The 16,070-nt window shown below is 55.4% G+C and carries 13 protein-coding genes; all 13 read right to left on the bottom strand.

Translation table 11 applies throughout. The annotated features are described in order from the left end of the window. Positions 1 to 2: 2 nt before the first annotated feature. The 13 genes from fliE to JFU57_RS16095 all read right to left on the bottom strand — a co-directional run bounded on the left by fliE (position 3) and on the right by JFU57_RS16095 (position 16,053). Entirely contained in the window at positions 3 to 329 is a 327-nt protein-coding gene (gene fliE / locus JFU57_RS16155; RefSeq protein ID WP_020299295.1) for a flagellar hook-basal body complex protein FliE, read from the bottom strand. Positions 330 to 458: 129 nt separating this feature from the next. Continuing rightward, positions 459 to 1,868, bottom strand: a complete 1,410-nt coding sequence (gene fleR, locus JFU57_RS16150; protein ID WP_078470981.1) for a sigma-54-dependent response regulator transcription factor FleR — start codon at positions 1,866 to 1,868, stop codon at positions 459 to 461. A gap of 5 nt (positions 1,869 to 1,873) precedes the next feature. Next, complete coding sequence (locus JFU57_RS16145) at positions 1,874 to 3,067, bottom strand: sensor histidine kinase (protein WP_201132130.1); 1,194 nt, start codon at positions 3,065 to 3,067, stop codon at positions 1,874 to 1,876. Between the two features lie 128 nt (positions 3,068 to 3,195). Then, entirely contained in the window at positions 3,196 to 4,671 is a 1,476-nt protein-coding gene (locus tag JFU57_RS16140) for a sigma-54 dependent transcriptional regulator (protein WP_201130034.1), read from the bottom strand. A 168-nt stretch (positions 4,672 to 4,839) separates the two neighbouring features. Further along, positions 4,840 to 5,136 (bottom strand): hypothetical protein, encoded by a 297-nt coding sequence (locus tag JFU57_RS16135; RefSeq protein WP_020299299.1) that lies wholly within the window; start codon positions 5,134 to 5,136, stop codon positions 4,840 to 4,842. Between the two features lie 10 nt (positions 5,137 to 5,146). After that, entirely contained in the window at positions 5,147 to 5,542 is a 396-nt protein-coding gene (gene fliS, locus JFU57_RS16130; RefSeq protein ID WP_078470979.1) for a flagellar export chaperone FliS, read from the bottom strand. Positions 5,543 to 5,671: 129 nt separating this feature from the next. Further along, on the bottom strand, positions 5,672 to 7,117 hold the full coding sequence (gene fliD, locus JFU57_RS16125) for a flagellar filament capping protein FliD (protein ID WP_201130032.1): 1,446 nt from the start codon (positions 7,115 to 7,117) through the stop codon (positions 5,672 to 5,674). 83 nt (positions 7,118 to 7,200) lie between these two features. Continuing rightward, complete coding sequence (locus JFU57_RS16120) at positions 7,201 to 7,566, bottom strand: flagellar protein FlaG (protein ID WP_078471272.1); 366 nt, start codon at positions 7,564 to 7,566, stop codon at positions 7,201 to 7,203. 73 nt (positions 7,567 to 7,639) lie between these two features. Then, positions 7,640 to 8,488, bottom strand: coding sequence for a flagellin domain-containing protein (locus JFU57_RS16115; RefSeq protein WP_201130030.1), 849 nt, complete (start codon positions 8,486 to 8,488; stop codon positions 7,640 to 7,642). A gap of 273 nt (positions 8,489 to 8,761) precedes the next feature. Beyond that, on the bottom strand, positions 8,762 to 9,688 hold the full coding sequence (locus JFU57_RS16110; protein ID WP_201132129.1) for a ketoacyl-ACP synthase III: 927 nt from the start codon (positions 9,686 to 9,688) through the stop codon (positions 8,762 to 8,764). Positions 9,689 to 10,015: 327 nt separating this feature from the next. After that, positions 10,016 to 11,068 (bottom strand): NAD-dependent epimerase/dehydratase family protein, encoded by a 1,053-nt coding sequence (locus tag JFU57_RS16105; protein ID WP_201130028.1) that lies wholly within the window; start codon positions 11,066 to 11,068, stop codon positions 10,016 to 10,018. 116 nt (positions 11,069 to 11,184) lie between these two features. Further along, complete coding sequence (locus tag JFU57_RS16100; RefSeq protein WP_201130026.1) at positions 11,185 to 14,679, bottom strand: glycosyltransferase; 3,495 nt, start codon at positions 14,677 to 14,679, stop codon at positions 11,185 to 11,187. A 75-nt stretch (positions 14,680 to 14,754) separates the two neighbouring features. Beyond that, positions 14,755 to 16,053: a hypothetical protein gene (locus JFU57_RS16095; RefSeq protein WP_201130024.1), complete on the bottom strand. Its 1,299-nt coding sequence runs from the start codon at positions 16,051 to 16,053 to the stop codon at positions 14,755 to 14,757. Positions 16,054 to 16,070: the final 17 nt, after the last annotated feature.

The following is a 16,070-nucleotide window of genomic DNA, read 5'->3' as shown; positions in this document are numbered from 1 at the left end:
CCTTAAACCGGCATCTGCATGATGTCTTGGTACGCCTGAACCAGCTTGTTGCGCACCTGGGTCAACGCCTGGAACGACACACTGGCTTTCTGTGAGGAAATCATCACATCCGTCAGATCCACGCCGCTTTTGCCAATCTCGAAGGCGCTGGCCAACTGGTTGGAAGCCTGCTGGGTATCGCTGACCTTGTTCACTGCCTGCCCGAGCATGTCGGAGAAGCTGCTGCCGCTGATTTGTGGCACGGCGGCCGATTTTGGCTGAGACATGGCGTCCATTTGCATGGCCCGCATATCCAACATCAATCGATTAAATTCAATACCCTGGCTCATGCTCTACTCTCTCTGACGACCCGCAATTTTTTGACACTCACTCAGCGGTTAGTGAGGTGTTAGCAACAAGGGTGCCAGCTCCATGGCCACGCCGAACAAAAGCCCATCCCGGGCCTAGTGTGAAACGATTCATGTTGCAAACAGATAGGCCTCGACATCCATTCCCGCATCACGCATCTGCGCCAACTTGTAGCGCAGCGTGCGCGGGCTGATGCCCAGGCGCTCGGCCGCTTCTTTGCGGCGCCCGCGCTCGGAGCGCAAGGTATCGATGATCATCTGGAACTCGCGCCGCCGCAGGTCATCCCCCAGCGCACCCGCCGATTCACCCACTCCCGCCTCGACCTCTTTCACCTGCGCCCGCTCCGCAACCGGGGTCCGGGGCGCCAGTGACGGCAGCGGAGCGCAGGCCACAGGACCGGCAAGACAGAAGTCCTGGGGTTGAATCAGGCCGCCCTGCTGCAGGATCAGCGCACGCTGAATGGCGTTGTCCAACTCACGCACGTTGCCCGGCCACGGGTAGCCGATCAGGCAGGCCTGGGCCTCGGGCGATAGCCGCGCCGCGGCGTGTTTCATTTTATTGACGTGCTTGGCCAGCAGACGCTCGGCCAGTGGCAGGATATCGGCGGTGCGCTCGCGCAGTGGGCGCCAGGCCAGAGGAAAGACCGACAACCGATAGTACAGGTCCTCACGGAAACGCCCGGCAGCCACTTCAGCGGCCAGATCCCGGTTGGTGGTGGCCACCACGCGGATATCCAGGGTGATGGGCTTGCGCGCCCCGACCCTCTCCACTTCCCGCTCCTGCAGCACACGCAGTAACTTGGCCTGCAGGCCCAGGGGCATTTCGGAAATCTCATCGAGCAGGATCGTGCCGCCATCGGCCTGCTCGAACTTGCCGGCCTGGGCCGAGATGGCGCCGGTAAACGAGCCCTTCTCGTGACCGAACAAAGTTGCTTCGAGCATGTTGTCGGGAATCGCCGCACAGTTGATGGCGATAAACGGCTGGCTGGCACGGCCGGAATGCTGGTGGATGTAACGCGCCAGCACCTCCTTGCCCGTGCCCGACTCGCCGGAAATCAACACCGTGGAGTCACTTCTGGCGACCCGCGCCGCCAATTCCAGCAACTGAGCACTGGCCGGCTCGAACGCCACTGGCCCCTCGCCTTCCGCAGCGCCCAGACAACCCAGGGCATGACGCGCCACCAGGTCGAGCAGAGCCTTGGGCTCGAAGGGCTTGACCAGGTAATCGGCGGCGCCTTGACGCATGGCATCCACCGCGCGCTCGACGGCGCCGTGGGCGGTCATCAACAACACCGGCAATTGCGGTTGGCGCGAGCGCAACACATTGAGCAACTGATGACCGTCCATACCCGGCATGTTGACGTCACTGACCACCAGATTGAACGATTCGCTGGCCACCGCGTCCAGAGCGTCTTCGGCACTGCCGACCGCCTTGTAGTCATGACCCGCCAGGAGCAGCGTGTCCGCCAGGGCCTCGCGCAGGGCACGATCGTCTTCAACCAGTAACACCTTGATCGCCATTACTTTCACTCCGTTGCGTGAGCGCTGGAGAACAACGGCAAGGTCACCAGCGCACAGGTTCCACGCCCCGAACGCGAGCGCAGCTGCAATTCTCCCTGATGGGCACGGGCCACCGCCTTGACCACCGTCAGGCCAAGGCCGGTTCCATTGGCCTTGGTGGTAAAAAACGGCTCGCCAAGGCGCGCCAGCACCGCTTCTTCGATTCCACTGCCACTGTCACTGACGCACAGGCGCAAGGTGTTATCGCGGGTGTAGAGGTGCACCTTGAGCCGTGCCTGGCCGGCACTGGCCTGGATCGCATTTTCAATCAGATTGAGTACTGCGCCGACCAGGGTGTCGCGATTGCACAGCAACTCGCCGGCATGGCTGTCGCACTGCCAACGGACTGGCACGTCCTGGACCTGGGTCGAGGCGGCCGCCTGCAGCGACTGCAACAAGGATTTGGGGGTGATGCGATCGGTCAGCGGCAGCTCGCCCCGGGCGAACACCAACATGTCGCGCACCTGATGCTCCAACTCGTGCAAACGCTCCTTCAGGCGCCCGGCGAAACGCTGCTGGGTTGCCAGCGGCAACTCCTGCTCAGTCAAATGACTGGCGTACAGCAAAGCCGCCGATAACGGCGTACGAATCTGGTGGGCCAGGGAGGCAACCATGCGCCCGAGGGAGGACAGGCGCTCGTGGCGCGCCAGCTGGTCTTGCAGGTGTCGGGTTTCAGTCAGGTCGTTAAGCAGCACCAATTGCCCCGGCTCGGCATCCAGCGAGCGCGTGGCAATCGACAGGCGGCGCCCGTCCTTGAGGGAGATTTCATGACCATCGTCTTCACGAGGCGCAAAGCAGCGGGCAATGACCTGGCGCCACAGTTGCCCTTCGAGCGGCAGACCGAGCAATTCGCAGGCCGCCGGGTTGGCCTCACGGACCATGCCCTGGCCGTCGATGACGATGACGCCACCCGGCAACAGATCAAGGAGGTTTTGCAGGCGATTGGCCAGGCGTTCTTTTTCCGCCAATTCCTGCATGCGCTGTGCGCTGACCACCGCCAACTCACCCTTGAGCTCGGTGACCCGCGCTTCAAGCATGCTGTAGGAGTCGGTAAGTTGGCTCGACATCTGGTTGAACAAGGCAAACGCCTGCTCAAGGCCAAGCCGGCTTGCCTGCTCTACGGACGACGATTGCCCCGGAGCGTCAGGGACATGAGACATCTGGGCGGCTTGGGGCATCGTGCTCTCTCGCTTGGCTGACCGTCAGTTAAACGGAACGTTGCAAGAGACTTAGCAATACCCGTGCCTAAAAAAAACCACAGCCATTTCAACGAGTTGAAAAACAGGCGTCAATCATCCGCCTGTTCATCACCCTCACGACGACTCATGCCGTACTTGCGCATCTTCTCCACCAGGGTGGTGCGACGAATACGCAAGCGCTCCGCTGCACGCGCAACAATGCCATTGGCATCGTCCAGCGCCTGCTGAATCAAGCCCTGCTCAAGGCTGCCCAGGTAGTCCTTCAGATCCAGGCCTTCAGGCGGCAACATGGCGGTGGACGCGAAGTCCGGCGCATGGCCATTGATCGCCACGCGCTCTTCCAGCTCACTGCGCAGGCTGTCGACCAGTTGTTCGTCTTCGTCATCGACATAGCGGAATTTCTTCGGCAACTCGACCACGCCGATAACCCCATAGGGATGCATGATCGCCATGCGCTCCACCAGGTTGGCCAGCTCGCGGACGTTGCCCGGCCAGCCATGGCGGCACAGCGACATGATGGCGGCGGAGTTGAAGCGTATCGACCCGCGCTTCTCGTGCTCCATGCGCGAGATGAGCTCGTTCATCAGCAACGGGATGTCCTCGACGCGCTCGCGCAGCGGGGCCATCTCGATCGGGAATACGTTCAGGCGGTAGTACAGGTCTTCGCGGAAGCTGCCGACCTCGATCATGCTTTCAAGGTTCTTGTGGGTCGCCGCAATGATCCGCACGTCGACGCTCTGGGTCTTGTTGCTGCCCACACGCTCAAAGGTACGTTCCTGCAAGACCCGCAGCAGCTTGACCTGCATCGGCAGAGGCATATCGCCGATTTCGTCGAGGAACAGGGTGCCACCGTTAGCCAACTCGAAACGGCCAGCCCGGCTGGTGATCGCCCCGGTAAAGGCGCCCTTCTCATGGCCGAACAATTCGCTTTCAAGCAGTTCCGCAGGAATCGCCCCACAGTTGACCGGCACAAATGGCGCGTCGCGGCGTTTGGAATGATAGTGCAGGTTGCGCGCCACCACTTCCTTGCCCGTGCCGGACTCGCCAAGGATCAGCACACTGGCGTCGGTATCGGCCACCTGCTGCATCATCTGCCGCACATGCTGGATCGCGCGACTAGTGCCTACCAGGCTGCGGAACAGGTTCGGCTCGCGATGACGACCGCGCTCGCGGGCCTGATCGTACATTTCACGATAGACCTGGGCACGGTGCAGGGAGTCGAGCAGTTTGCTGTAGCTGGGGGGCATTTCCAGGGTCGAAAGCACTCGCCGACGCTGGTCTTCGGGCAGGTCAATGGAAGAATTATCGCCCATTAACAAAACTGGAAGGAACTCATCCCAGGTTGAGAGTGTCTTTAACAAGCCCAAAAGCGCGCCAGGAGCACTCACCGTCCCGATCAGTACGCAAATGACTTCACGACTTGATGACAAAGAGCCGACCGCCTGCTGCCAGTCATGGCTGCCGCAGGGTAAATTTTCTTCGCCGAGAAAATTTAAAATTACCGCCAGGTCGCGGCGGCGGACGCTATCGTCATCGATCAGCAGAATTTTGGTTTCACGCCACATGCAATAGCAACTTCCCTAGTCAACTCAATGCCCAGAATGAGGGGCAAGCTAGACGCTTGTAGGCATTATCTGCCTTATAGACGTCTGAAATCTGAAAACAGCACTAGTTAAGTCAAAAAAGCGTGCACAGTCAAATTTATGGCGCGCCAGGTTCGGATTAACTCAACATTAACCGAACAGATGGTAAACCTTTGCCGCGCTCTGTGCTTGATGGATCTGCGACATCTCGTCGACAATCGCCTGACGCTCACCACTCGCCGCCTCCAGTAATTGCTTGTAGACCCCAAGCAACTCCTCAAGATTATTGCGCAACGCCGCCTCGTCCACCGAAGCTTCACTCAAGACGTCTTCCATGCAGGAACGGCACGCCAGGTCCAACTCACCAATGGCTTCCCAATTACGCTCGGCCAGGGCTCCGACCAGGGCATCACGGGTGTGTTCGATTCGCTGCAATACAAGACTCATGGCGATCTCCTTAAAACTGCGGACCAGGCTCGGCGATGGCATCCCAGCCATCTTTGACCGTGCGGAGCAAACCTGCGACCTCATCGAGAATCCGGGGATCGCTTTTCACGTTGGCTTCTGCCAGACGCTTCATCATGTAGGTGTAGAGGCTATCCAGCTCGCCCAGGGTGTCGAGCGAGTTTTCCAGATCCAGCCCCTCGCGCAGACCACCGACAATGCCGATGGCCTTGCCGATCAGAATGCCTTTGTTGGGAATGTCCTTGCGTTCCAGGGCGCCTTTGGCCTGAGCGATACGGTCCAGACCACCCTGCATCAGCATCTGTACCAGACGGTGCGGGCTGGCTTCGGAGGTCTGCGCCTGGGCACCAATTTTCTGATATTGGCGAAGGGCTAACATTGGATTCATGCTCTACCTCATGCAAATTCTGTGGTTCGTATAACCAGTGTATCGACAACGCGTCAAAAATCTTTAGGCCTGAAACACAAAAGCCCGGAACACCAAAAGGCGCCGCCGGGCTTTTGGCACTAGCGGCTATCAGCTTTTCTGCTGGGCGTTCATCGCTTCAAACATCGAGGTGATGTTGCTCGCAGTGGCTTTGAGCTTGCCGACCAGAGTATCCATGTCGTTGTACTTTTTGGTCAGTACGGCCGTCAGGGATTCGATGCGACGATCCAGCGCCAATTGATCGTTGGCGAGCTTCGTCTTGGTCTTGGTCAGCGCATCACTGCGCGTTGCCAGAATGCCACCGGTATCAGTGTAAGGCTTGATAGCCTTGGTCATGCGACTCATCAGGCCATTATCACCCGAGAACAGCGTCTGCACTTCACCACCCAGCTTCTTGTCGTTCATCGCGGCGTCGAACTTGGTGGTATTGAAGTTCAATGCGCCGGTTTTCTGGTCGGTAGTGATACCCAACTGTGAAAGCACGGTCAACTTGTCGCCATTACCAGTCTCGGCCAAGGGGCCCCGCATGGCTGCCAGGATCGAACGCGGCAATGCGTCGCCGGTGAGTGCAGCAGCAATGGTCGGATTGCCATCGTCATCCAGAGAAGGCTTGGTCAGCGAAGTAATGGCGTTAACTACCGCATTGTACGCATCGACGAACTTCTGCACCGAAGCCTTCAGGCCATCGTTGTTCGGACTGACCACAACCCGCGACTCACCCACTGCAAACAGAGTCATCGACAACCCGGAAACAGTGTTGTCGAGTTTGTTGTTCGCACTGGTAATCGGCATGCCATCGATGCTGAACTTCGCGTCCTGAGCTATAGCCCCGACGGCGCCCGACGATGCAGCCGAAGCCACCGAGGTATCATCTTTCCCACCGGTACCCGCCATCACCTTCGTGCCATCGACTTTCAGCTCAGGAATCCCACTGAGCGAAATATCAGAACCGGCACCCGTGTTAGACGAACTGACCACCAGGCGCGAACCAAAGCTGTCGGTCACGATGTTGGCACTCAGGCCACTGAACTGATACTTGTCGTTGATCGACTTGGCGACCGACTCCAGAGTCGCGCCATCCGGAATTTCCAAGTTATAGGTCTTGGCCGTATTAGCACTCGAAGCCCCCGTAGTGATCACCATTGTGCCAGCTGTGATCGTACTCTTTGGACCGTCCTTGAATGCCGCCGAGGCAATTTTCGAGCCAGTGGCAATCTGATCGACCTTGATGTTGTAAACACCGTTGATCGCCGAGTTATTGGCCGTGGCAGAAAGAACTTTAGGATCGGAAGGAGTCGCAACAAAACCAGTGAACTGAGGCTCAGAGGTGTTACCCAGCGCCGTCAAGGTCGTCTGGAACGTCGCCATCAGCGACTTGAGAGTACCGATACCGGAAATGGATGCGGTATTGGCGGTGGTGCCACGGTCAATCTGCCCTTGTTTGGCCGCTTTATCAGCATTGACCAGAGCCTTGACGATTGCACCGGTGTCCAGACCAGAGCCTAAACCCGTGCCTGGTAGAATTGGACTTGCCATGAGGAACTCCCTTTTAGTGTCTCGCCGGTCTTTTGACCACTACAACGCCCAAAAGAACATAGCAACAAAATTTGTGCCAGCTGTCAGACTCGAGCGCTGAACAGCAGACTGCTTGCGTCATTCAAACTATTAGCCAACTTCAGGACTTCCTCGTTGGGGATCTGACGGATCACCTCACCGGAGTCACTGGCTATAACTTTGACGACGACTTTGCCTGAGGGTTCATCAATCGAGAACTCCAGGTTTCGCTTGACCGACTGCACAAACTTTTCAATTTCCTGAACGGCCATTTTAAGCTTGTCTCGCTCGCTAGTCGTGTCTTTTGCTTCATCCTTGACCGTCGCCGCAACCGCAGCAGCGGCTTGAGGCTTCTCCGCCACAGGCTCGGCAACAGGCGTTGCAGGCTTAGCAGCTGGATAAGACAAGTTCAGCTTAACGCTCATATCCATGTCCATCACCTCTTGAATTGAAAAAGCGAGAGAGTGCGACTAGCGCACTCCCCCGCCAAAAACACATCAGCTATTACTGAAGCAGTTTCAGTACAGCGGATGGCAGTTGGTTGGCCTGAGCCAGAACTGCGGTGGAAGCTTGTTGCAGAGTTTGTTGCTTGGTCAGCTGTGCAGTTTCAGCAGCGAAGTCGGTATCTTGTACGCGACCCAGTGCAGCACTGGCGTTTTCGTTGATGTTCTGCAGGTTGGAGATGGTGCTGGTCAGACGGTTTTGGGCAGCACCCAAGTCAGCACGGCTGGTGTTGATGGTCTTCAGTGCAGCGTCGATCGCAACAACCGCGGCAGAGAAGTTAGTTTCGGCAGTAGCACTGTCGGAACCAGCGATGGTGATTGCCGAACCGACACCCAGAGTGGTGGCGTCGAACTTGCCAGTCAGGTCCAGAGTAATCTGGTTCGAGCTACCAGTGTTGGAGCCAACCTGGAAAGTCATGGTGCTGGCGGAACCGTCGAGCAGGTTTTTGCCGTTCAGGTTGGTGGAAGCAGAGATACGAGTCAGCTCAGCGCTCATCTGCGAGAACTCTTTGTTCAGAGCATCACGGTCGTCGGAGCTGTTGCTGTCGTTTCGCGACTGGACGGCCAGTTCACGCATACGTTGCAGAATGTTGGTTTGTTCCTGCATCGCGCCTTCAGCAGTCTGGGCGATGGAGATACCGTCGTTGGCGTTTTTGATCGCCATGGTCTGACCGCGGATCTGCGAAGTCATACGGGTAGCAATTTGCAGGCCGGCGGCGTCGTCTTTGGCGCTGTTGATTTTCAGGCCGGAAGACAGACGAGTCATCGAAGTCGACAGAGCATCGGAAGCCTTGTTCAGGTTTTTCTGAACGTTCAACGATGTGACGTTAGTGTTTACTGTTAAAGCCATGACGAATTCCTCGTTGGTTGGGTACTGCGGCTTCCGGCCCTGGCAACCGCCGGGTGTGGCCTAGAGAACCTTCGTAATAGTTATCGTCGCCATAGCAGGTTGCTTGAGGGCTTTTTTGAAAAAAATTACTAGCACACGGCCATCCCCAATAAAACAAGGGGTTAGGCACAGGGTCACGCTGAAAAATGACGTCAAAAAAGCTTCTGTAAAAAGTCTGATGCAAAAAAAAGCGCCACTGGCGGTGCCAGCAGCGCTTTACAAACCGTTTTGAAATCAGGCGCGATAGATGATTGCCGAGCCCCACGACAAGCCGACACCGAACCCACTAAGGGCTACGCGTTTCCAGCTTGAGGGCAATACGTGTTTTTCCAGCAGCAGAGGAATGCTGGAAGAGACAGTGTTGCCAGTCTCGACCATATCCTTGATGAACTTCTCAGGCTCGCCTTCAAAACGACGGGCTACGGCGTCGACAATCGCAGCACTGCCCTGGTGAATACAGAAGGCATCGATATCGCTGGTTGTCAGCGACGACTCATCCAGCAGCTCGTGCAAGTGCGCTGGCACCTTCAACAAGGCGAAGTTGAACACCTGACGGCCGTTCATAAAGAACACCCCGTCACTGACCTTCAGGTGCGGCGCACCGGAACCATCAGTTCCGAACTTGGCCTTGCCCAACTGCCAGGGCGCATCGTCGGCCATCCAGGTGGCGGTGGCCGCATCACCAAAGAGCATGGTGGTATTGCGATCTTCCGGATCGACGATTTTCGAATACGGATCGGCGGTCACCAACAGGCCGTTCTTCAGGCCTGCTGCCTCCATGAAGCCTTTGAGGGCATAGATACCGTAGACATACCCAGAACAGCCCAGGGAAATATCGAAGGCGGCAACGTGCGTCGGCAAGCCGAGTTTGTCCTGAACGATCGCCGCGGTGTGGGGCAATCCCTCTTCATCACCGTTCTGTGTCACCACGATCAGCGCGTCGATCGACTCGCGCTTGAGATCCGGATTATTGGCGAACAAGGCATTGACTGCTTCAACACACAGGTCGGAAGTCTCCTGCTCGGCATCTTTGCGCGGCAGGAACGCCGAACCGATCTTGCCCAGGATGAACTCTTCATCCTTGGCGAATTTGGCACCCTGAGCGTAGTTATCAACACCGGCGGTCGGCACGTAACTCGCTATGCTTTTTATGCCAATCATCATGGCTTCCCAATCATAAACAGCTACTAGGTTCACCCCGAAAAGGTCAGGGCGCATCAAAATGGTTGAATCCTCGCTGCAGACTCACCGCCCGCAACGAGGAACACAATACAGTGAAGATGCACTTTATGACCTATGCGTCACGCCTCTAAGCATATGAGTACAACTTTTCACTTCGAGTTAAGTGCTCAAGCTCAGCGCTGCCGCTCAGTGACGGTGCAGATGATCTGCCAGATTCGGTACCAAGACCGAACCTTCAAAGCTACAGCAGTCGCAGCATTTCGATGAAATTTGGCCTTCGAACTCCATACTTTCTTGACAGACTCATCACCTCAACGGGCGGTCAAGGTACCAGTCCACCATGCTGTCGATGGATTCGTCCAGCGTTGTCCAGTCATCCAACCCCAACGCGCGGGCCTTTTGAATATCAGGTACATAGTAAGAAGCCGCAGCCTCCCCATCGTGCGCCCTCGGCATTATGATGGGTGTTTCGGGTGCCACCCGGGCTACCACTCGTTGGGCCAATTCAGCGATGCTCAGGCCCTGATCCGACCCAACGTTATAAGCTTGCCCACTCTGCCCTCGAACCAGCAACGTCAACAACCACACTGCGAGATCGGCACCATGCAGGTAGCTGCGTACCGATTGACCAGTGGATTGCATCACCAGCGCTTCATGACCGATGGCATCCCTAATGAAATTACCAATTGCAAAGTGAGCATTCAAAGGAATACCCGGCCCCGAAAAGGCAAAGCACCGTGTCAGGATAGATTCCAGTCCGTGCCGATCTGCATATAACGCAGCCAGCGTTTCCTGAGCTCGCTTGGCTTCGGCATAACCGCTGCTGGCTAGAAGGCTATTGCATGACGACGTATGTGTTTCTGGGACTGGCTGCGAAGGACTAATAACACCGTACTGCGCGCCCGTCCCAGTGAAAAGCACGCGTTTGGCACCTGTAGCAAGCGCCAGGTCCAGTACGTTACGCGCCCCGTTAAGTATCGTATCGAAGATGCACAATGGGTCGCCATGAGCCCCCGCCAAGGTATCGGTAGCAGCGTGAATAACCATATCCACCGGCCGCAGCTCAGGCAAGTTATGCAACGCCTGAACATCGCCTTGCAACCATGTGACCCAGCCGCATCGGCGGTATTGCGGATAGTCGTCGAGAAAGCGCTCAGGCGATCTGGAAACCGCCGTGACTTCAATGCCCGCACCTTCACTGTTCAAGAAAGCAATCAACGCCAGAAGCCACTTTCCAAAAAAACCCGTGCTCCCGGTAATCAGCAAATGCTTCCCAGCCAACTCTCGGCACGCATCCAGATGCTTGCTGAGCCGTTGCAGATCGCGGAGAACAACCGGAGAGTCCAACGTTACTTTCATACTTTGTACATCCCTTCCAGACTGAATGCGGGCTTCGCATTGAAAAAGATTGATATGCGTAGCTCCAGACTCACGCGCCGCGACAATATCCTACGGACTCGCAAAGATGGTGCAATTCAACGGGGCAGCCAAATGTCCCGCCAAACCTTGAGATGCGGTTCGTCCAGCATCCAATTGTTACGAACGCAGGCTTGTAGTGTATCGCCCATGCGTTGTGCTGCATCCAGATCAGCCATGCAGGAGCGAACCGCCTCCATCCAGGGCGCGAATCCATCTTTGACCAGCGTCACCGGCAAATCACCGTGATGCGGCTCAAGGTCACTTCCAATCACCGAGATGCCCAGAAATCCGAGTTCCAATAAACGTTCATTACTTCGACAGCGATTCAACAATGTATTTTGCAGCGGAGCCAGGGCCAAATCGAGATTGAGGGAGGCAAGCCGTGCCGGATATCCCTCGTCAGCTTCCCCATGTACCTCATGGACGAAACCGCGCAGGTGTACCGGACAACTGCCGATCAACACCCAATGAACCTCATTCGTCAGCACCTCTACAACATCAGCGATCAGCTCAATGTCACTTGCCAGAGTTCCACGTGCCACCAGTCCTATACGAGGCTTGCCGCAAATTTGGCGTTTACTGCTCAATCCACTCCAACTTTTCGGGTCGAGACGACTCTGGAGAACCCGAACATCGGGATTGAAGCCCTCAAAAACCTCGGCAAGCATTTCTGAGGAAACGACCAGCCGATCCATAAGTCCGAGACCTTGCCGCATAGTGTCAAGCACCTGCGAGCCATAATTCCCCCTGTTAAAACCGGGTATTGGCGTATCGGGCAGATATCGATCCAGCTCATAAACCTTGAAGGCTTGGGAGAAACTCTTCATGCGTCGCATGGACTCAATATGTGAGTTATCAATTTGCCGCTGAAATAGAACGCTGTCGGGGGCGAAGCGAGCCAGTTCAGTGACCGACATGAGCTCACGTGCAAGGGCGCCGTCAATCACCCCCCCTCTACACAAGGCATTAAACGGTTGAATAATCCTCGACTGACCATCAACGGCTTTTCTCGCCGGATACGCCAGGATCCTGGGTGTTGATGATTCAACCACTGAGACCGGCAAGGGCCATGCTGTATCAGCCAAGTTGAAAGCAGTATCGCCCGCCAGAGACAGGTTCGTATTGTAGGCAGGGTCATGAGCCAAAACCGGAAGCCAACGCTCATACATCAGATCTTCCTGAGCGGTGCTCGACGGAGAGTCTTGCGTATTACTAATGAATAGCCTCACCCTCGGCGTCCAGATATTAATGTAACCCGCTTGAGAAAGTTTCAGACAAAAGTCTGCGGCCGCCCAAGGCGACAGACACTCATCGAAACCGCCAACTGACATGAACAGTTCTCGATGGACCATCAAACAATGCTCACCCACGGCAGAGCAACTTTGATCAACCTGCAAGCGCTGCATGTAACCCGCCTCGTCGGGGCTGTTCTTGAATGGTTCGCCTACCATGGCGTTCATCCCCAACAACGATATTGCGTGGCGAATTCTGCCGTCACCGCCTACCAACTTGGCCCCCACGCACCCGACTTCAGGGCGCATGGCATGATTGAGCAATTGCTGCAGCCAATCCTTACCGACTACGCCAATAGAAGAGTCGAGGAACAACAAAAAGTCACCACTGGCTTCTGTGCACGCATGGTTACGAATCGCAGCCGGCGATGCCTCATTTGTAAATCTCAGAACGCGTAACTGGGTAATACCCAACTGCTCGATACCGAAGAGCCAATCTGCGACCAATGAGTCTTCGTTACCGCGATCCAGCAGCAAAACTTCGAAGCGACTATAAGTCGTATTTTCCAACAGGCTATCCATACAAAGTTGCGCCTGAGGAAGTTGTCCATCAACAACAACAAAAACACTGACTAATGGAATTTGCGAATGACCGTAGTCAATTTGATAGTTACCAGGTCGAGAGGAGCTAACTTGAGCATTATCGTAGCCACGGCGCTGTAAATAATGCCCGATAACATTTCGTTCTTGGGCTATATCCTGAGGTGATATAGCATCACTAATCAGAAGCGGTTCGCTGATATGCCCAAGGCCGTGAAGACCGAACGATTCGACCAGGCGTAAAACAAACTGAAGTTCGAATGCCTCATGAAGATCCGTGGCAAAACCGCCCATCTGCTGCCAAAGATCGCGACGCAATAACCAGTGCCGTGAAAAACCTGCTGGGAAGCTGAGCAAAAGATCCAGATTTATATCAGGACGGAGTAATGCCTCGACGCTGTTATTTCCGAATCTCGCGACTTCATCGGTGTAAACGCCCTGATGGTCACCCATTTCCGCCAGCTTCAACGACGTCATCAATAAACCGGAAGGCGTGAATTCGTCTCCGGCACGAACGACAATTAACCACTCGCAAGCGCTTGCACGGACAGCCTGGTTAATCGCCTCTACGAAATTATCACCATCACGAATAGCAGGATTTCCAAAATGCGGTACAGACGAGTGAGACACAATCAGTGGAATGACTGAAACCCCCGCACCCTCGCAAGCCGCCAGACTATCAAGCGTTCGAGTTAACTGATCGCTATTCCCATGCAGATCCAGAATAACGACCCCAATGGCGGGGATATAGCATTGAACGGCGGATGAACCAGCCTGTAATTGGCGAGCCGCCAAGTTTCGCGTTTCGAGCCGTTTGGCTACGCCGAGTTCAAGCTTAGTCGATCTGATTTTCGACGCAGCGCCCTGCGTAGTATTGATAAACAAGTCTAGCGAGCTCCAGAACGAAACCTCTTGTGCCTCAAGGCTCTCCCTTAGCAAGGGTAACGTTCGACGGGCACGCTCTATCTCTTGCGGTGACGTCCCCCAAGCAACCCCGTAATTTCCAGTTTCTTCAGCTGAAAAATTCAACGGAGCACCATCACCGGGAACAACAACACCTATGCATCCACACAGTGCAGCTTCAGCCGATAACGCAGTCGTCGCCGATGAGTAAAAAAACTCGCAAGTTTGAAAAATATCAACCAGGCCTTCCCATGTAGCCGGATAACTGCCTGTAATCTCGACGGCATCGACAGGCAACATATTTCTATCAAGACCAGTGCCTGTTCGCCCCTGATAGTAACAAATCTTGCCCGGTATACGCCGAGCCGGATTATCTGGTAGTTTGAATACATTGAGATCGATAGGCTGAAGAAACATTACGTTCTCTTCGGGCATACCTGGCAATAACAAACCCTTCGTGAATGCGAACAAGATGTCGTCTTCACCATAATCTTTGCCACCGTCGAGAAACCCAGGTGTATTCAATAGATAACGGGCGACAACCTCACCGCGTAACGGGTTACCACTGGTGACCTCGGGATAAACAACAATAGGTTCCATCCCCTGTTGTTTATGCAGAGCGATTACATTATTCGTCAGCAGTGGTGTCATCAGTTCTGGGTTCAGGACATTTGCCACCATATAAGCTTCCTGCCCAGAGCGATTTAACGCATCGCACAGCATGTGCATCACCCTGATACCCGCGGAGTTCCGGCGGTAATCCGGAGCAAGAACATAATAAGGGTTAGGCCGAGGAGCATATAACGAACGAATCATGGAGACACCCAATGCTGGATACTACGTAAAATACCGTCTTCGAAATCTACAACCTGAACAGGATGTCTATAAGCTTCAATAAAAATATAGAGTAATATCGTGAAGAATATCTGCGTAGTGCCGAATCGCCACGCGATAATCCGGGCGAATCGCAGTCACTGTATCAATCAACTTCCAATAGTCATCTGCACGATGGTAAGCACATACGGCTAATACCGGTTTTTCACGCCGAATGACGGCCGTGGCGCCAAGCAACGCTTTCTCTTCCATGCCCTCGATGTCTAGCTTGAACAACCCTACTTTGCCAGCCACCAGTTGTTCCAATGGCACGCCCTGAATATAAGAAGTGATATTGCTTGGAATCGGTCCGGTGACCTCACCGGCGAGGTTACATGACAGCACCGGGTCGTATTCGAAACGACTGTAGTCGCTGTCCAACCCCATATTGAACAACAGCACTTCGGGCCGTTCTGAAAAGCGTTTGAGGGCCGCGTAATAAGGTGCCATCTCCGGCTCGAACAGGTACGCACGCTCGACCGGACCGAAGTGACGCTCCAGAGAAGCCAAGGTGTCGCCATTGAATGCACCGGCATCCACAAAGTGGCGAGCCCGCTCGGCGCTGACAAACGCCTTGTCGAAGTACTCATCAGCGAAAGGTGATTTGTGAACATCAGCAGGCTCGATCGACAGCGACATGCGCATATCGATCAACCCGTTGAACGCCCACCTGGACTGCTCATCATTCAGCCGCAAGAACGCCGATAAGTACCGGTAAGGCCCAGCCAGAATATCCTTGGTCAGATTAGCGAAAGTAGATTCCGGGCCATGCGCCGAATCCGTTGCATAAAGGAATTCATGGAAATTAATCACCCGACCGCAACGGCCCTTTATTTGCCGGATGATCTCATTACTGTGGCGGCCACTGGCAACTACCACCACTGAGTCAGACAGATCGATAGCAGCAGGATTGAACACCTCAATGCCGTCCAGGCGCTGCCCGGACTTGGCCGGATCGTTGTCTAGCAGGCCCGACACGGTAATACCGACGCGTCGGGCATCGTTGACGACCGACTGCCCAATCCGATGGGCACCGAACACATGGATACCCTTGCTCATCGCGGCCAGCAAATCACCCTTGCGCTCAGCCAGGCGCACGGCCTCATCATGGCTCTCCAGCAGCCGGTGCAACGCAGCAAACTCCGGCAACCTAGCCAGCACCTCCAAATCTTCCGGCCTGCGCAGCAACACAGCGTCAATCGCCTCTGCCAAGGGCGCCTGGCTCAAGCACACGGGGACAGACACTCCTGAGGACAGCACATATGCAGCGGTACGTCCTGCCACCAATTCGCTTGTCGATCGCAATTCAAAATTCATCAGACTCTCCAGCTTGA

Origin of the sequence: Pseudomonas sp. TH07, from assembly GCF_016651285.1 — a bacterium.
Taxonomy (GTDB): Bacteria; Pseudomonadota; Gammaproteobacteria; order Pseudomonadales; family Pseudomonadaceae; genus Aquipseudomonas.
The sequence above is the reverse complement of the archived record's forward strand: the minus strand, read 5'-3'. Positions and strand labels throughout refer to the sequence as shown.